The sequence below is a fragment of the Cognatiluteimonas lumbrici genome, assembly GCF_006476065.1.
Classification (GTDB): domain Bacteria; phylum Pseudomonadota; class Gammaproteobacteria; order Xanthomonadales; family Xanthomonadaceae; genus Cognatiluteimonas; species Cognatiluteimonas lumbrici.
Genome location: NZ_ML636798.1, coordinates 420,113 through 435,602, shown reverse-complemented (window position 1 = coordinate 435,602; position 15,490 = coordinate 420,113). Strand labels below are relative to the sequence as shown.

At 72.6% G+C, this 15,490-nt stretch carries 19 protein-coding genes; 11 read left to right on the top strand and 8 right to left on the bottom strand.

Annotation, left to right across the window (positions count from 1 at the left end):
• Positions 1-83: 83 nt before the first annotated feature.
• Positions 84-890, top strand: coding sequence for a hypothetical protein (locus E4F25_RS02170; protein ID WP_140908627.1), 807 nt, complete (start codon positions 84-86; stop codon positions 888-890).
• On the opposite strand, the gene E4F25_RS02165 is transcribed toward E4F25_RS02170, so the two are convergent.
• From E4F25_RS02165 to E4F25_RS02155, 3 genes are read right to left on the bottom strand one after another with little or no spacing between them, the layout of a single operon-like run.
• Positions 887-1,504: an HD domain-containing protein gene (locus tag E4F25_RS02165; protein WP_140910266.1), complete on the bottom strand. Its 618-nt coding sequence runs from the start codon at positions 1,502-1,504 to the stop codon at positions 887-889. The genes E4F25_RS02170 and E4F25_RS02165 overlap by 4 nt on opposite strands.
• An 11-nt stretch (positions 1,505-1,515) precedes the next feature.
• Entirely contained in the window at positions 1,516-2,130 is a 615-nt protein-coding gene (locus E4F25_RS02160) for a trimeric intracellular cation channel family protein (protein WP_140908626.1), read from the bottom strand.
• 12 nt (positions 2,131-2,142) lie between these two features.
• Complete coding sequence (locus E4F25_RS02155; protein ID WP_220433175.1) at positions 2,143-3,813, bottom strand: sensor domain-containing diguanylate cyclase; 1,671 nt, start codon at positions 3,811-3,813, stop codon at positions 2,143-2,145.
• 169 nt (positions 3,814-3,982) lie between these two features.
• Here E4F25_RS02155 and E4F25_RS02150 point away from each other — a divergent pair, with 169 nt between their 5' ends.
• The 3 genes from E4F25_RS02150 to E4F25_RS02140 all read left to right on the top strand — a co-directional run bounded on the left by E4F25_RS02150 (position 3,983) and on the right by E4F25_RS02140 (position 5,609).
• Entirely contained in the window at positions 3,983-4,270 is a 288-nt protein-coding gene (locus E4F25_RS02150) for a lipoate-protein ligase small subunit (RefSeq protein WP_140908624.1), read from the top strand.
• Positions 4,267-5,046, top strand: a complete 780-nt coding sequence (locus tag E4F25_RS02145; protein WP_140908623.1) for a lipoate--protein ligase family protein — start codon at positions 4,267-4,269, stop codon at positions 5,044-5,046. The genes E4F25_RS02150 and E4F25_RS02145 overlap by 4 nt, the downstream gene beginning before the upstream one ends.
• An 80-nt stretch (positions 5,047-5,126) precedes the next feature.
• Positions 5,127-5,609: a hypothetical protein gene (locus tag E4F25_RS02140; RefSeq protein ID WP_140908622.1), complete on the top strand. Its 483-nt coding sequence runs from the start codon at positions 5,127-5,129 to the stop codon at positions 5,607-5,609.
• On the opposite strand, the gene E4F25_RS02135 is transcribed toward E4F25_RS02140, so the two are convergent.
• The 3 genes from E4F25_RS02135 to E4F25_RS02125 all read right to left on the bottom strand — a co-directional run bounded on the left by E4F25_RS02135 (position 5,603) and on the right by E4F25_RS02125 (position 6,879).
• On the bottom strand, positions 5,603-6,217 hold the full coding sequence (locus tag E4F25_RS02135) for a COG4315 family predicted lipoprotein (protein WP_140908621.1): 615 nt from the start codon (positions 6,215-6,217) through the stop codon (positions 5,603-5,605). The genes E4F25_RS02140 and E4F25_RS02135 overlap by 7 nt on opposite strands.
• Positions 6,218-6,303: 86 nt before the next feature.
• Entirely contained in the window at positions 6,304-6,570 is a 267-nt protein-coding gene (locus tag E4F25_RS02130) for a DksA/TraR family C4-type zinc finger protein (protein WP_140908620.1), read from the bottom strand.
• 69 nt (positions 6,571-6,639) lie between these two features.
• A complete protein-coding gene (locus E4F25_RS02125; protein WP_140908619.1) occupies positions 6,640-6,879 on the bottom strand; it encodes a hypothetical protein in 240 nt (79 codons plus the stop codon).
• 92 nt (positions 6,880-6,971) lie between these two features.
• On the opposite strand from E4F25_RS02125, the gene E4F25_RS02120 reads away from it, so the two are divergent.
• From E4F25_RS02120 to E4F25_RS02090, 7 genes are all read left to right on the top strand, one after another.
• On the top strand, positions 6,972-8,357 hold the full coding sequence (locus E4F25_RS02120) for a M28 family metallopeptidase (RefSeq protein WP_220433174.1): 1,386 nt from the start codon (positions 6,972-6,974) through the stop codon (positions 8,355-8,357).
• A gap of 97 nt (positions 8,358-8,454) precedes the next feature.
• Complete coding sequence (locus E4F25_RS02115; RefSeq protein WP_140908618.1) at positions 8,455-8,670, top strand: hypothetical protein; 216 nt, start codon at positions 8,455-8,457, stop codon at positions 8,668-8,670.
• Positions 8,671-8,750: 80 nt separating this feature from the next.
• On the top strand, positions 8,751-9,314 hold the full coding sequence (locus E4F25_RS02110) for a peroxiredoxin (protein WP_140908617.1): 564 nt from the start codon (positions 8,751-8,753) through the stop codon (positions 9,312-9,314).
• Positions 9,315-9,718: 404 nt separating this feature from the next.
• Positions 9,719-10,024, top strand: a complete 306-nt coding sequence (locus tag E4F25_RS02105) for a DUF2388 domain-containing protein (protein WP_140908616.1) — start codon at positions 9,719-9,721, stop codon at positions 10,022-10,024.
• Entirely contained in the window at positions 10,024-11,790 is a 1,767-nt protein-coding gene (locus tag E4F25_RS02100; RefSeq protein WP_140908615.1) for a DUF7844 domain-containing protein, read from the top strand. The genes E4F25_RS02105 and E4F25_RS02100 overlap by 1 nt, the downstream gene beginning before the upstream one ends.
• 114 nt (positions 11,791-11,904) lie before the next feature.
• Positions 11,905-12,123: a hypothetical protein gene (locus tag E4F25_RS02095; RefSeq protein WP_140908614.1), complete on the top strand. Its 219-nt coding sequence runs from the start codon at positions 11,905-11,907 to the stop codon at positions 12,121-12,123.
• Between the two features lie 110 nt (positions 12,124-12,233).
• A complete protein-coding gene (locus E4F25_RS02090) occupies positions 12,234-13,955 on the top strand; it encodes a cytochrome c biogenesis protein DipZ (protein WP_140908613.1) in 1,722 nt (573 codons plus the stop codon).
• Here the strand turns inward: E4F25_RS02090 and E4F25_RS02085 are convergent.
• Positions 13,942-14,547, bottom strand: coding sequence for a glutathione S-transferase family protein (locus E4F25_RS02085; RefSeq protein WP_140908612.1), 606 nt, complete (start codon positions 14,545-14,547; stop codon positions 13,942-13,944). The two genes, E4F25_RS02090 and E4F25_RS02085, sit on opposite strands and share 14 nt — an antisense overlap.
• Positions 14,548-14,557: 10 nt before the next feature.
• Entirely contained in the window at positions 14,558-15,478 is a 921-nt protein-coding gene (locus tag E4F25_RS02080) for a M14 family metallopeptidase (protein WP_140908611.1), read from the bottom strand.
• Between the last annotated feature and the right edge of the window lie 12 nt (positions 15,479-15,490).

Below are 15,490 nucleotides of genomic sequence, written 5' to 3'. Positions count from 1 at the left end.
AAACGTCAGAAAGGATTCAGTCGCGCTGGCGTGTAGTGCACGTGAAGCAAGCAACGGGGCTTGCCCGCACGACCGAGGTATCCATGAAGACTCTCCACCGTCATCGACTGCTCGCCGCACTCGCGCTGGGCGCCCTGCTTGCCACCGGTTTCAGCGTGTCCGCCGAGCCGGCCGCCGCCCGCGACAAGGACCGGAAGGAGCATCGCAAGGACCGCAAGGAACAGCGCCAGGAGCGCCGCGAGGGCCGCCGCGAGGCCAGGCAGGATCGGCGCGAGGACCGCCGCGAGGCGAAGCAGGAACGCCGCGAGGACCGCCGCGAAGCGCGACAGGACAACCGCCAGGTCCGCGCCCGCATCGCCCAGCGGCAGGCCAGCCAGCGCGCCCACCAGCAGCGCATCCGCTCGCAGCAGCAGGCCCGGGCGCAGCACCAGGCCCGCCAGCGTGCCTACCAGCAGCGCCTGCGCGCCGAACAGGCCCGCCAGGCAGCGCAGCGCCGCGCCTACTACTACAGCCGCCACTACAGCCCCGGCACGTCGTACCGCTACAACTACGGCGGGCGCTGGTACAGCACCAGCCACTACGGTGCCGACGTGCTGCGCGCCGCGGTGCAGCGCGGCTACCAGGAAGGCCTGCGCGCCGGCCGCTCCGACCGCTACGACCGCTGGGGCTACGACCATCGCCGCTCGCGCATCTGGATCGACGGCAGCCATGGCTTCGGCGGCCGCTACGTCAGCCGCGCCGACTACGCGCACTACTTCCGCCAGGGCTTCCAGCGCGGCTACGAGGACGGTTTCTACGGCCGCGGCCGCTACGGCAGCTACGTGAACGGCGAGGCGATCATCATCCAGGCGGTGCTCGAGGCGATCCTCGGCCTGCAGCGCCTGGGCTAGTCGAGGGAGAGGGTCCGGCGGAGGTTCGCGCGGGCGCGGGCCTCCAGCCGGAGATGGAAGAAGTCGCTGAGGAAGATCCGTTCGCGATCGAGCAGCGACGCCAGGAACTGCCGGCGCTTGCGCCGGTAGATCCATCCGGGGACCACGCCCCGGTATTCCTCCGCGATCGCCGCGTCGTAGGCGTCGAACGCCGCCTCGGGGGCACCCAGGATCGCCATGTCGCAGTCGAGGAAATGCCGGGTGTCGTCGGCGTCCCCGCCGTCGAAATCGCCCGGCGCATGGCTGCCGTGCCGCGCGGTCAGGCGGATCAGCTCCGCTACCCGCGCCACGTCCGGCGCCTCCGCGCCGAGCCAGCGTTCCGTTTCAGATACCGCCAGCCGCGCCGAGCGCTCCTCGTTGTCGCTGCGCCCCGGCACGTACACGGCATCGTGGTACAGCACCGCCAGCGCCACCTCGCACGGACGGCGCCAGCCGGGGCCGTCGGCGACCTCGCGGTAGTGCCGCAGCACCTCGCGCACGTGCCCGAAGTGGTGGTACGCCCGCGGCGGCGTCGCATGCGCGGCTTCCAGTGCCTGCAGTTGCCCGGGCGGCAGGTCCAGCAGCAAGCCTTCCAGGCCCACGCCCGTCAGTCCCTGGGCCGCGCCACGGGGAGCTGCCAGCCACGGCGCAACGCCATCAGCCGCAGGAAGATCACCAGCGCGGCGCCGCCCACCAGCAGCGGTCCGGGCGGCAGCCCCAGCGAGCGCCCGCCCACCACCACCACTGCGCCGGCCAGCGCCGCCACCGCGTACAGGTCGGCCTGGAACACCACCGGGATGCGGTTGGCGATGATGTCGCGCGCGATGCCGCCGCCGATGCCGGTGAACATGCCCAGCAGCACCGCGCCCACCGGCTCCAGGCCCCAGGCCAGCGCCTTGGAGGCGCCGGTGACCGCGAACAGCCCGAGGCCGATCGCATCGAACAGCTGCACCGGGTTGCGCAGGCGCTCGACCGTCGGCCCGTTGTAGAAACCGATCAGCCCGGCCATGCAGCTCACCGCCAGGTAGGGCCAGCTCGCCACCGCCACCGGCGGGGTCGCGCCGAGCATCAGGTCGCGGGCGATGCCGCCGGAGACCGCGGCCGCGAACGAGATCACCAGCACCCCGAACAGGTCGAAGTGCTTGCGCACCCCCAGGGTCGCGCCGCTCAGCGCGAAGGCGAAGGTGCCGAGCAGGTCGAGGGCGAAGACGAACGGGTGCATGCCCGCAGGATACTAGCCGGCGACCACCCGGTTGCGGCCCGCGGCCTTGGCCTCGTACATGGCCGAGTCGGCGCGGCGGATCAGGGCCGCCAGTTCCTCGCCCGGGCGCAGCGTGGCCACGCCGATGCTGACCGTCGGCAGGCTGCCGTCGGGCTCGCGCCGGGCCCGCTCCTGCAGGCGCCTGCGGATGCGCTCGGCGGCCTGCACCGCGCGCGCGTGGCTGGTGTTGGGCAGGCACACCACGAACTCCTCGCCGCCGTAGCGGCCGACGGTGTCGTGCTCGCGGATCTCCGCGCGCATCACCGCGGCCATCGCGCGCAGGGCGGCGTCGCCGGCGGCATGCCCGAGGCGGTCGTTGAGCGCCTTGAACTGGTCCAGGTCGAGGAACAGCAGCGACAGCGGCTGCCCCTCGCGCTGGGTGCGCGCGTGCAGCGCCAGCAGGCGTTCGCTCCAGGCGCGCCGGTTGTAGACACCGGTGAGCGAGTCGATGTCGGCCAGCCGCTGCGCGCGGTCGCGATCGTGGCGCAGGGCCAGCGAGCGGTCCGCGAGGCCCAGCGACAGCATCATCGCGTTGAACGCACCTGCGGCCAGGGTCGCGTCGGCGGCGTCGGTCCAGCCGGCCAGCGCGCCGTAGCGCTGCAGCACGCCGACCACCGTCGCCGCCAGCAACGGCACCCAGCCGACGAGGAAGAACGCGGCGTAGCGCGACCCGCGCAGCACCGCCAGCGCCGCCATCACCAGCAGCGCGACGCCGCCGCAGACCAGCAGCGGCTGCACCAGGGCGCGCGCGCTCGACTCGAGCTGCGGCAGCAGCCCGGCCAGCCCGATGATCCCGAGCAGCGCTGCCAGGCCCAGCAACGGGCGGCGCGCGCGCGGCAGGTGCCTGCCCAGGTTCGCGAAGCGGTCGAGGAACAGGATCCCGAACACCAGCGATGCCGCCGTGGCGAGCTGCACCACCACGTGCAGCAGCCGTGGCGACGGCCCCCACCCGAGCGGCTCGAACAGGTAGCCGGTCTGCAGCGCCAGCATGGTCGCGTACGCGAGCACGAAGCCGGCGTAGCAGGCGAAGGTGTGGTCGCGCAGGCGCACCGCGAAGAACACGGCCACCAGCGACATCGCCCCCATGATCGCCAGGCAGGCGCTGGCAAAGGCAAGCCAGCGCGCATCGGCGCGCAGGTACTCCACCGTCGGCCGCAGCGCGAAGCTGATCGGCGTGGCCGCGACGCCTGCGGCGTCGATGCGCAGCCGCAGGGGTTCCCCGGGTGCGGGCGCTTCCGCGATCGCGAACGCGAGGTGGCCGTGTGCCGGCCATGCCTGCTCGCCGCGGGTGGACTGGGTCGTGCGCACGACGCCCGGGCCGGGCCCGTGCAGGGTCAGCGCCTGCAGCCCCGCGCCCTCGATCTCGAGCACGAACGGCGCCTGCGGCCAGTCGCCCTCGCCGGGCCACAGCAGCACCCAGCTCGCTTCGCGCCCGAACACCTGCAGGCGCCCCGGGTCGAAGCGTCGCAAGCCGTCGGCGTCCGGTGCCATCGGCGGCCCGGTATCGGCCGCGGTCGCCGGCGCCCAGGCCCCCTGCAGCACGGGCATGCCGTCGGCCGACGACAACAGCGGCAAGCACGCCAGGAGCAGCAGCAACAACCATGCCGCGAGCCTGCGTCCGAGGGGGGGACTTGGACGGTTCACGACGCCAGCCTAGCCACCCGCGCGGCCGCTGGCGCGCACCGGTTTCGCGGTTCGCGACGGGCATCACCCTCGGCTGTTCCGGAAGCCGCGGAAAACCGTCGTCGGCGTGGACGGCAAGTGAAGGCCGCCGGGGGTAGACTGGACGCCAGGGGATCCGACGGATGGCGGAATGCACGGCGAATACAAGGTCCCGGGGGGCAAGCTCGTGGTCGTCGACCTCGAGCTCGCGGACGGCCACATCGCGAAGGTCCAGGTGAGCGGCGATTTCTTCCTCGAGCCGGACACGGCGCTGGAAGCGATCGACCGCGCCGTGTGCGGCCTGCCCGCGGATGCCAACGAAGCGCTGATCGCCGCGGCGATCCACGTCACCCTCGGTCCCGAGGTCTCGATGTACGGGTTCAATCCCGAGGCGGTGGCGATCGCCGTGCGCCGCGCCATCGACGGGGGCGCCGCATGAGCCGCAGCCACTGGCTGGACCACGACTGGGAACTGGTGCACGAGGGCCCGCAATCGCCGGCCCTGCACATGGCGCTGGACGAGGTCATGGTGGACGAGGTGTCCGCCGGGCGGCGCGCGCCGACGCTGCGGGTGTGGGAATGGGCCGGGCCGGCGGTGGTCATGGGCCGCTTCCAGTCGCTGCGCAACGAGGTGGACCTGGAGGCCGCGCAGCGCCACGGCATCGACGTGGTGCGCCGGATCAGCGGCGGCGGCGCGATGTTCATCGAGCCCGGGAACACCATCACCTACTCGGTGTTCGCGCCGCTGAGCATGGTCGAGGGCATGAACTTCGAACAGGCCTACGCGCAGATGGACGCGTGGGTGATCGCGGCGCTCGGCGAGCTCGGCATCCAGGCCTGGTACCAGCCCTTGAACGACATCGCCTCGCCCGCCGGCAAGATCGCCGGCGCGGCGCAGGCGCGCCGCGGCAAGGCGGTCCTGCACCACGTGACCATGGCCTACGACATCGACGCCGACAAGATGCTCGAGGTGCTGCGCATCGGCCGCGAGAAGCTATCGGACAAGGGCACCACCAGCGCGCAGAAGCGGGTCGACCCGCTGCGCAGCCAGACCGGCATGACCCGCGAGGCGGTGATCGCCGCCCTGGTCGAGAGTTTCCGGACGCGCCATGGCGGACTCGCCGCGGGCGGCATCCGCGAGGACGAGCTCGCTCGCGCGCAACGGCTGGTACTGGAGAAGTTCTCCAACCCGGAGTGGACCGCGATCGTCCCTTGAGTGCACGTTCCCTGGGCGAAGCACGCCGCGGTCACGGCGCAGCCGCGATCCTCGACACCCACCGCCACCAGGAGAACGCCATGAGGAACGCCCTGGCCATGCTTGCCGTCGCCGCACTGCTGTGCGCGTGCAACGCCCCCGACGACGGGGCCCCCGACCGCGCTGTGGACGATGCGACCGTCGGCACGCCGGCACCCGGCCTCGACGCCGCCAGCGACCAGCCGCCGGCGCCCTACCCCGATGACGACGATGACGACGACGGCCACGACATCGGCGACATCGACGTGCCCCAGCGCTATCGCGGCGACTGGGCCGCGGATGCCGCCGCCTGCGAGCGCCGCGGCGACGTCTCGCGCCTGCACATCGGCGACGACGACATCCGCTTCCACGAGAGCTCGGGCCCGATCGTGAACTTCACCGAGGATGGCAGCACGCTCACGCTGACCGCGCGCCTGACCGGCGAAGGCGAGACCCGCGAGGCGACCTACGCCTTCACCCTGTCCGCGGATGGCAACACGCTCGCGGACGCCAACGGCTACGCCCGCGTGCGTTGCGATCAGTAGCCCGGGCTGGCCTCGTCGGCGGCGTCGCTCGAGGTGCGCGCCGCGCCGACCTCGCCGCCGGCCGGGGTGATCAGGTACCAGTGGCCCCACTGGTCCTCGACGCCGTGGCCGGCGGTGCTGCCGATCCCGGAGTCGCCGCTGTAGCGGTACAGCGGGTGTCCGTTGTAGCTCACCTGGGTGGTGCCGTCCGGCCGCGTGACCACGCCCACCATCCCGGCGTCCAGCCCCGGGCTCTCGCTCGGCATCGCGCCTTCGACCAGGAACGGCGGCCAGGTGTCGGTGCAGGCGTCCACGCACCCGCTGCCGTCACGATCCCCCTCGAGGTAGTACAGCGAGGTTCCGGCGCTGTCGGACAGGAAGGTGCCGTCGATGCCTTCCGAGGTCGCGACCGTCAGCGGGTTGGAGCCGCTCGCGCCGGCACGGTCGCCGCCCATGCCGTCCTCGCCCGGGACGTTGCTTGCGCCCGGCGGCGTGTCGGCGTAGGGATCCGCGCCGGAGGCGGTCGCATCGTCGGTCGTTGCCGGCACGCGGTCATCGGTGGCGTTGCATCCGGCGGCCGCGAGCAGCGCGGCAGCGAGGATGCCGGGAAGGAGCGGGAACTTGCGCATGGGGTCCTCCTGCGGGCGTCATGCCCTGGGTTCGACCCCTGCCGGTATAGGGCCGCGACCGTGAATGCACGGTCGGCGTCGCCTGTTCAGCGCAGCTGGCTGTCCTTGCTGCCGCGCCGGTTGTAGCCGGCAGCGGCACCTTCGGCGCGGTCCAGGGCATCCTGGCAGGACACGCACAGGCGCACGCCGGGCAGCGCCTTGCGGCGCGCGGCCGGGATCGGCTCGTCGCACTCCTCGCAGTGGCTCGCGCCCGGTCCGCTCGGGAGCTTGCTGCGCGCACGCTTGATCGCGTCGTCGACGGTCGCGTCGATCTGGTCCTGCACTGCGCCGTCGCCTGCCCAACCGGTGGCCATGGAATGCTCCAGGAAACTGCCTGTTGCGATGATAGCCAGTGGCGGCGCCGGGGGCCTGAACGCTGCCCGTCAGCCGCTGCAGCCGCCGCAGCACACCGACGGCAGCTGCCGCAGGCGCGCTTCCGGGACCGGGCAACCGGCCGACGCCAGCACTTCCAGCAGGTCGCCTGCCGGCAACCAGGTGGACACGCGCAGCAGGGTGCCCTCCGCGTCGAGGTCCAGCACCGCGGCCGGATCCTGCGCGAGCAGCGCATCCTCGAGCCGCCCGGCGTCGGGATGCATGCCATCGAGGGCGACGTGGAATTCCATGCGGGCAACATCGCGCCCGCGGCACGCCCGTGCACTGACCCAGGTCAAGGCCAGCGGGCATAATCGAAGCAAGCCATTGCAGGGGGAGACGCATGCGCCAGGCAACACTGCTGTTGGCCGCCATGGTTGCGGCCGCGACGTGGCCGGCCAGCGCCCGCGCGGCGGACGACGCCCCGCCGCCGGCCGCGAACCCGGCCCTCGACACGATCGGCACCGCGCCCTCCGCCGAGCGCATCGAAGCGGACATCCGCAAGCTGGTGTCCTTCGGCACCCGCCACACGCTCTCGGACACCAGCTCGGACACGCGAGGCATCGGCGCCGCGCGGCGCTGGATCCGGGCCGAGTTCGAGCGGATCTCCCGACAGTGCGGCGGCTGCCTCGAGATCCGCGACGTGCGCGGCGTCGTCTCCGGGGAGCCGCGCATTCCCGACGCCACCGAGGTGGTCAGCATCCTCGCGATCCAGCGCGGCACCCACGATCCCGGCCGCTACGTGGTGATGAGCGGCGACATCGACTCGCGCGTCAGCGACGTCATGGACGCGACCTCGGATTCCCCGGGCGCCAACGACAACGCCTCCGGCATCGCCGGCACGCTGGAGGCCGCGCGCGTGCTCACGCGGCACCGCTTCCCCGCGACCATCGTCTACGCCGCGCTCTCGGGCGAGGAACAGGGCCTGTTCGGCGGCAGGATGGTGGCGGAGCTCGCGCAGCGCGAGGGCTGGCGCATCGAGGCGGTGCTCAACAACGACATGATCGGCAACATCGCCGGCATCAACGGCGTCGTCGACAACTCCACCGCGCGCGTGTTCTCCGAGGGCACGCGCGCGACCGAGACCGGACGCGAAGCCACCGCCAGGCGCTACACCGGCGGCGAAGTGGACTCGCCCTCGCGCAACCTCGCGCGCTACATCGCGCGCATGGCCCGCCACGTGCCCAACCTCGAGGTGATGATGGTCTATCGCCTCGACCGCTTCGGCCGCGGCGGCCACCACCGGCCGTTCAGCGACCTCGGCTACCCCGCGGTGCGGGTGATGGAGACCAACGAGCACTACGACCGCCAGCACCAGGACCTGCGCAGCGAAGGCGGCCGCGTGTATGGCGACACCATCGACGGCGTCGACTTCGACTACGCGGCGAAGCTCACCGCGCTCAACGCCGTCAGCCTCGCCGGCATGGCCTGGGCACCGCCGCCGCCGGCCGACGTCGCCATCGAAGGCGCTGTCTCCGCGGACACCACGCTGCGCTGGAGCCGGCCGCCGGCCGCGCAGGCGCCGGGCCTGGCCGGGTACCGCGTGTACTGGCGCCTGACGACCGAACCGCAGTGGACGCACAGCCGCTGGGTCGGCGACGTCACCGAATACACGCTCGAGGACGTGGTCATCGACAACCATTTCTTCGGCGTCGCCGCAGTCGCCGAGGACGGCAGCGAGAGCCCGGTGGTGTTCCCGGGAGCCGCCGGCAGCTTCGGCGGTTACTGAAGGCCGCGCAACGGCGCCTGAATGGGCCGCGCCATGCTCACCTGCGCGCCACGCCGGCTTGGCTAGCGTGGCGCCACCCCAAGAGCGGAGCATGGACATGGCCGACCAGATCAACGTCACCGAGCGCAGCCGCAGCCCCTGGCCGTGGATCATCGGTGTGATCGTGCTGGCGATCCTCATCTGGGTGATCGCGCAGATGGGCACCAACGACAACCCGGACGTCCAGATCGATGTCCCGGCGCCGACCGCGCCTGCCGACACCGGCGGCGACACGGGCAGCGGCGGCGGCACGGCGACGCCGCCGGAGCAGTAATCCCCTCGGGTGACGTCCCGCAGGCGCCTGCCGGGCGGATTGGCGTATAACCGGGGCTGTCACCAGCCCCGGAGTCCGCCATGAACCCCCTGCCCAAGCTGGCCGCCTGCGGCGTCGCCCTCTCGATCCTGCTGGCCGCCCCTGCATTGGCCGCGCTGAAGCCCGGCGACAAGGCGCCCACGTTCACCGCGCCCGCCTACCTCGCCGGCAATCCGTTCACCTACGACCTGGCCACGGCGCTCGAGAGCGGCCCCGTGGTGCTGTACTTCTTCCCCGCCGCGCACACGCCCGGCTGCAACCTCGAGGCGCACCTGTTCTCGGAGGCGGTGGACGAGTTCGCCAGCCATGGCGCCAGCGTGATCGGCATTACCGCCGGCAATACCGACGAACTCGCGGAGTTCTCGGCCGAGACCGAGCACTGCGGCGGCAAGTTCCCGGTCGCGGCGGACCAGGGCGCGAAGATTGCGGCGCAATACGACGCCGTGCTCGAGCAGAAGCCCGAATGGTCCAGCCGGACCTCCTACGTGATCACCACCGACGGCAGGATCGCCGCGGTGCATTCCGAGATGAACCCGAACCAGCACGTGCGCGCGATGCTGGACGCGGTCGCCGCGCTCGGCGAGCGCAGCGCGCAGTCGCCGTAGCGCGCGGGGCCGCGCCATTGTGCGTCGTTGTCGCCGAACGGTCCGGCGAGCACCAGCTTCCCTTCCTTAGCCAGCCGGTCCATGTTGGCCATGTGCCCGGCGAACATCGCCTTGCGCGCGTCGCCGTCCGGCACGCGGTTGGGGCCGGTGCGCAGGATCACCAGCACGTAGGCGCGCATGCCGTAGTCGTCGGCGCCGACGCGCGCGGCGAGCCCGGCGTCGTAGGCGGGCGCCTGCACGCCCGCATCGGCGGCGACGGGTTCGGAGGCGAACGCGGGTGCGGCGGCCACGCAGGCCGCGGCCAGCAGCAAGGTCAACAGGCGCATGGCGGTTCTCCGGGACAGGTGCGCCATGATCGCCGGAAACGCGCTAGGCTTGGAACTCCCCACGCCCACGCACGCCCCATGCGCATCCACAGCCTCGCCCTGGCCGCCTGCCTCGCACTCGCGGCATCCCCGGCGGCCGCCAGCAGCTTCGCCGGCAGCAGCGCCGGCACCTCGGCCGCGGGCAGCTCGGCCTCGTCCGGCAGCACCTCGGGCGACGACAAGATCGTGCACCAGGCCCGCGACGACGCCGCCGGTTTCGTCGCCAGCGACGGCGCGATCCGCGGCGCCATGCTCGAAGCCGCGCTGCGCCACCTGCGCGAGCGCCATCCGGAACTGCGCGGGCGCAGCGACATGCAGCTGGCACGGGCGATCCTGGCGCAGTGATGCCGGCGCGGCGCTTCGCCGCGGCCTTCCTGGCACTGCTTGCCTGCGCTACATCCGCGCGGGCGCTCGAGTTGCAGCTCGCGACCGACAGCCTGCACGACGAAGAGGCAACGCAGGCGCGTGCCGCGATGCACGAGGTCGCCCGGGCCTTGCCGCGGCACTGGGCCGATGCGCTGGGCGCGGTCCGGGTGGAATGGCGCGACGACCTTCCTGCCGACGTCCACGGCCGCGCACGTGGCGACCGCATCCTGCTGCGGCGCGCCTTGCTGGCGGACGCCGACGGGCATGCCGCGCGCGCGGCGCTGGTGCACGAGCTCGCGCACCTCTACGACCGCAGCGCCGCTGGCGGGCTGTCGCGCGATCCGCGCCTGCTCGACCTGGCCGGCTGGCAGGACGCACCGTTGCGGCCCTGGCGTACGCGCAACCGCTTCACCGACCGCAGCCCCGACCTGTACGAGCTCGAGTCGCCGGCCGAGTTCGTGGCCGTCAACCTCGAGTACTACCTGCTGGACGACAGCTACCCGTGCCGGCGCCCACAGCTGGCACGCCACTTCGACGCCGCATTCGGGGAGCCGCGCGCGCATGCGCCCTGCCCGCCAGGCCTGCCGTTCGTGCAGTTCGACGCCACCGCGACCCCGTCGGCGCCGCTGCTCGAACTCGATCCCGCGCGCGTGTACGCGGTGGACTACCTGCTCGCGGAGGGCAACGAGCGACCAATGAGCCGCTGGGGCCACAGCATGCTGCGGTTGGTGGTGTGCGCACCGGGACGCGCGCCGGGGCCCGACTGCCGGCTCGACCTGGACTGGCACCTGGTGCTCTCGTTCCGCGCCTTCGTGGACGACGTGCAGGTCTCGAGTTGGCGCGGGCTCACCGGCTCCTACCCCTCGCGGCTGTTCCTGCTGCCGCTGGCGCAGGTGGTCGAGGAGTATACCAAGGTGGAACTGCGCGGCCTGCGCTCGATCCCGCTGCGGCTGCACCCGGAAGAAGTCGCGACGCTGCTGCAGCGCGCGGCCCGCCTGCACTGGAGCTACGACGGCCGCTATTACTTCATCGGCAACAACTGTGCCGTGGAGACCGCGCGGCTGCTGGCCGACGGCGTGCCCGGCCTGCACGCGGCGGACCTGATGAGCATCACGCCGGGCGGCCTGCTGCGGCGGCTCGACGCGGCCGGTGTCGTCGACGCCTCGGTGCTCGACGATCGCGACCGCGCGATCCGCCAGGGCTACTACTTCCCGCCCGCGAGCGCGCGTTACCAGGCGATGTTCGACGTCGCACGCGCCGCGCTCGAGCTTCCGCAGCGCGACGTGCGCGAGTGGCTGGCGCTGCCCGCGGGCGATCGGGCGGCCGTGTTCGGGGCTGCCGGGCTGCGTGCCAGCGCTGCCCTGCTGCTGCTCGAGGAGGCTGCCCTGCGACGCCTGCAGCTCGAGGCACGCGACGTACTCAAGCGCCACATGCCGGATGTCGCCCGCGACGAGGCCGGCGGGCTGCTGGCGATCGAGGACCTGCTCACCCGCCCGGCACAGCTCGCGCCGGACGGCTACGGGCTGCCGCAGCCTGCAGAGCGCCGCGCGATCGGCCCCGAGGCAACGGCCCTGGCCGCGCGCTGGCAGGGCCAGCGCGACGCCCTGTTCGCCCAGGCGCGCGGATGGCTTCCCGCGGACCGGCAGGCGGCCCTGGAGGCCGTAGAAGGCAACGTCGCCGTGCTTGGAAGCCGCCTGCGCGAACTGCACCGCGCCGCGGGCGGACTGGAGCTGCCCGGGCATTGACCGCAGATCGCCGGAGATCGCCGCATTTTGGCCGAGGTTTGGCGGTTTTATTTGCAAAATCAATGCACTTCGCGTAAGATGGCGGCTTTCTCCGCCCCCTTCAGAAGGAGACTCATGGCTCGTACCCCGTCCAAGCCCGTCGCTGCGAACAGCATGTCGCACGAGTCCATTGCCGAGGACATCGCCGCCTTCCGCAAGCGCGGTGGCCGCATCGAAGTCATCGGCAACACGCCGCTGCGCACCCGCGCGCCGACGCCGTTCCGTTCCAACACCACGGCGACGCGCAAGGCGCCGGCCAAGAAGGCGGCCGCCAAGCGCAAGGCCAACGGCTGACCCGAGGCGACACGCCCGCGCACGAAGCGCCGCGCCGGTCCAGCGACCGCGCGGCGTTTTTTTTGCCCGGGTCCGGTCCGGACCGCAGGCCCAAGGGGTAACGTGGCGGCATGCTGGTGCTGATCCTCGCCTACCTGGGCGGCGTGCTGACCATCGTCAGCCCGTGCATCCTGCCGGTGCTGCCGTTCGTGTTCGCGCGCGCCGACCGGCCGTTCGCGCGCAACGGCCTGCCGATGCTCATCGGCATGGCGCTCACCTTCGCGGCGGTGGCGACGCTGGCCGCGGTCGGCGGGCACTGGGTGGTGCAGCTCAACACCTGGGGCCGCTGGATGGCGATGGCGGTGCTTGCGCTGGTCGGGCTGGCGCTGTTGCTGCCGCGCTTCTCCGACTGGCTGGCGCGCCCATTCGTGGCGCTCGGTGGACGCCTGTCCATGCGCGCCGACGCCGGCGACTCGGCCTGGGCCGCGCTGGGCCTGGGCGTGGCCACCGGCCTGCTGTGGGCGCCCTGCGCCGGCCCGATCCTCGGCCTGATCCTGACCGCCGCGGCGCTCAAGGGCGCGAGCGTCGGCACCACCCTGCTGCTGGTCGCGTTCGCCGCCGGCGCCGCGACCTCGCTGGCGCTGGCGCTGCTGCTCGGCGGCCGCGTGTTCGCGGCGATGCAGCGCTCGCTGGGCTGGGGCGAACAGCTGCGGCGCGTGCTCGGCGCGCTCGTGCTGCTCGGGGTCGCGGCGATCGCGCTCGGCCTGGACACCGGACTGCTCACGCGCCTGTCGCTGGCCAGCACCGCGAAGCTGGAGCAGCGCCTGGTGGACGTGGTCTCGCCCTCGCGCAGCGCGCCGTCGCCAGCGCCACGCGAGGGCGTGCCCTTGCCCGTGGAGGGCTGGCTGCCGCGGCTCGACGGCGCCACCGGCTGGTTCAACGGCCCGCCGCTGACCCGCGAAGGCCTGCGCGGCAAGGTCGTGCTGGTCGATTTCTGGACCTACTCCTGCATCAACTGCCTGCGCACCCTGCCCTACCTGCGCGGCTGGGCCGACAAGTACCGCGACCACGGCCTGGTCGTGCTCGGCGTGCACACGCCCGAATTCGCGTTCGAGAAGGATCCGGGCAACGTCGCCGAAGCGATCGAAACGCTGGGCATCGGCTACCCGGTCGCGCTCGACAACGACTACGCGATCTGGCGCGCGTTCGAGAATCGCTATTGGCCCGCGCACTACTTCGTCGACGCCCAGGGGCGGATCCGCTACCACCACTTCGGCGAGGGCGAGTACGCGCGCAGCGAGGACGTCATCCGCAGGCTGCTGGCCGAGGCCGGCGCCACCGACCTGCCCGGCGGCTACGTCGGCAACCGCGCCGCGGGCGCGGAGGCGCCGCCCTCGAGGGACTGGCGGCGGACCCCGGAAACCTACCTCGGCCATGCCCGCGCCGAACGCTTCGCCAACAACGCGCTCGCGAAGGGCGTGGCCTGGGACTACCCGCGGGTCGCGCAGCTCGCGCCCGACCAGTGGGCGCTCGAAGGCCGCTGGACGGTGCAGCCGGAATTCGCGCGCGCCGAGCGCGCCGGCGCCAGCATCACCCTGCGCTTCCGCGCGCGCGACCTGCACCTGGTGCTGGCGCCGGCGGAGGACGGCACCCCGGTGCGCTTCCGGATCACGCTGGACGGCCAGCCGCCGGGCGCGGATGCCGGCAGCGACATCGACGCGGCCGGCAACGGCACCATCGACGGCGAGCGCCTCTACCAGCTCGTGCGCCAGCGCCGCGGCAGCCGCGAGCGCCTGTTCGAGATCAGCTTCCTCGACCCGGGCGCGCGCGCCTACGCGTTCACGAGCGGATAGGCGGCGGGCGCGAGGCGGCGGCGAACGCCCAGTCCCGCCACGCCTCGATGTGCGCACGCAGCCGCGGATAGTCCAGCGGCACCATCCCGTAAATGACGAGGTGGTCCCAAAGAGCCAGCAGGTGGAAGCCGAGGTAGCTCGGCTGGCGCGGGAACACCCCGGCATGGTCCTCGAGCCACGCCAGCCCCTGCAGCAGCGAAGCGCGCATCTTGTCGAAGCGCGGGTGGTCGGTGGACAGTCCGCTGCGTTCGGCCAGCAGCAGTTCCACCTCCTGCGCCATCACGCCGTTCATCACCGCGCGCGCGTTGAGGGTGGCGACGTCGGTGGCGAGCACGCCGAAGCGGTCGCCCGGGTCGTGCGCGCGCACGAGGCAGGCGGCGATATGGTCCGATTCGAACACCACGCGCTCGCCGTCCAGCAGTGTCGGGACCTTCATCAGCGGGTTGGGCCCGTAGGCGGCCGGATCGGCGTCGGCGACGTTGCCGGCGTCCACCAGCGCGAGCGGAATGCCGAGCGCGTCGGCGAGCAGCCGCACCTTGCGCGCGAAGTGCGAGCGCGGGGTGTAGACAAGCGTGTAGCCCGGGGGTTTCATGCCCGGCGGATCATGCCAATGCGTAGTCGAGCGCCGCGCGCACCGCGGCCGCCTGCGCGGCGTTGCACTGCTCCGGGGTCGCGCGCGGGCTGTCCGGATAGACCTCGGTGGTGGTGGTGTAGCGCGCGCCGGTGATGCCGGTGCACAGGCCTAGCTCGCGCACCGGGTAGGCGATGACGCCGGGTGCCAGCACGGGAGAGCCGATGATCTCGCCGTCGGCGTCGGCCGGCGCGATGTGGGTCACCTGCGATACCGCCTCGATGATCGCCTGCTGGAAACCCGGCTGCAGGTTCGCGCTGTCGTCCACCAGGTAGAAGCCGTCCGGGATGGTGCCGGGCACGAACGGCTTGCCGTCGCGCGCGGCCAGCGCCGGGCGGAACTCGGACTCGTCGCTGTCGGTGGTCTCGTGCAGGTCCACGTGCAGCAGGAAGCGGCCGCGCAGCGGCGCCACCAGCCGCAGCAGCGCCGCGCATTCGCCGGCCGGGCTGCCCTCGCGGAAGTTGCGGTTCGGATCGAGCGCGTCCGGGTTCCAGCGGTGGATGCGCTCGTAGCCCCAGGGGCTGACGCAGGGCGCAACCAGCAGGTTGACGCGGCCGGCATAGGCATCCGCGTGCAGGTCGAGGAACTGCAGCGCACCGTGCACGCCGCTGGTCTCGTAGCCGTGCACGCCGCCGGTCACCAGCGCCACCGGCAGGGCGTCGTCCCAGTCGCGCGAGCGCAGCGCCAGCAGCGGGTAACGATCCGGCGCGTAGTCGAGCTCGCCGTACTGGATGAGTTCGAAGCGCCCCGCCAGCCGTTCGATCACCGACACGACCTCGTCGGCATGGCTGCGCCTGCGCACCTGCCGCGCGCGCCACGCGGCGACTTCGGCCGGGCCCCACGGTTGCCCGGGGGTGCCGATGGGATAGGGACGCGGATCCGGATTCGTCATCCGACGGACTTT

Excerpts from the sequence above, each read along its gene's own strand:
- E4F25_RS02170 (WP_140908627.1), top strand. The coding sequence starts at position 84 with ATGAAGACTCTCCACCGTCATCGACTGCTCGCCGCACTCGCGCTGGGC.
- E4F25_RS02160 (WP_140908626.1), bottom strand. The coding sequence starts at position 2,130 with ATGCACCCGTTCGTCTTCGCCCTCGACCTGCTCGGCACCTTCGCCTTC.
- E4F25_RS02150 (WP_140908624.1), top strand. The coding sequence starts at position 3,983 with ATGCACGGCGAATACAAGGTCCCGGGGGGCAAGCTCGTGGTCGTCGAC.
- E4F25_RS02145 (WP_140908623.1), top strand. The coding sequence starts at position 4,267 with ATGAGCCGCAGCCACTGGCTGGACCACGACTGGGAACTGGTGCACGAG.
- E4F25_RS02140 (WP_140908622.1), top strand. The coding sequence starts at position 5,127 with ATGAGGAACGCCCTGGCCATGCTTGCCGTCGCCGCACTGCTGTGCGCG.
- E4F25_RS02135 (WP_140908621.1), bottom strand. The coding sequence starts at position 6,217 with ATGCGCAAGTTCCCGCTCCTTCCCGGCATCCTCGCTGCCGCGCTGCTC.
- E4F25_RS02130 (WP_140908620.1), bottom strand. The coding sequence starts at position 6,570 with ATGGCCACCGGTTGGGCAGGCGACGGCGCAGTGCAGGACCAGATCGAC.
- E4F25_RS02125 (WP_140908619.1), bottom strand. The coding sequence starts at position 6,879 with ATGGAATTCCACGTCGCCCTCGATGGCATGCATCCCGACGCCGGGCGG.
- E4F25_RS02120 (WP_220433174.1), top strand. The coding sequence starts at position 6,972 with ATGCGCCAGGCAACACTGCTGTTGGCCGCCATGGTTGCGGCCGCGACG.
- E4F25_RS02115 (WP_140908618.1), top strand. The coding sequence starts at position 8,455 with ATGGCCGACCAGATCAACGTCACCGAGCGCAGCCGCAGCCCCTGGCCG.
- E4F25_RS02110 (WP_140908617.1), top strand. The coding sequence starts at position 8,751 with ATGAACCCCCTGCCCAAGCTGGCCGCCTGCGGCGTCGCCCTCTCGATC.
- E4F25_RS02105 (WP_140908616.1), top strand. The coding sequence starts at position 9,719 with ATGCGCATCCACAGCCTCGCCCTGGCCGCCTGCCTCGCACTCGCGGCA.
- E4F25_RS02100 (WP_140908615.1), top strand. The coding sequence starts at position 10,024 with ATGCCGGCGCGGCGCTTCGCCGCGGCCTTCCTGGCACTGCTTGCCTGC.
- E4F25_RS02095 (WP_140908614.1), top strand. The coding sequence starts at position 11,905 with ATGGCTCGTACCCCGTCCAAGCCCGTCGCTGCGAACAGCATGTCGCAC.
- E4F25_RS02090 (WP_140908613.1), top strand. The coding sequence starts at position 12,234 with ATGCTGGTGCTGATCCTCGCCTACCTGGGCGGCGTGCTGACCATCGTC.
- E4F25_RS02085 (WP_140908612.1), bottom strand. The coding sequence starts at position 14,547 with ATGAAACCCCCGGGCTACACGCTTGTCTACACCCCGCGCTCGCACTTC.
- E4F25_RS02080 (WP_140908611.1), bottom strand. The coding sequence starts at position 15,478 with ATGACGAATCCGGATCCGCGTCCCTATCCCATCGGCACCCCCGGGCAA.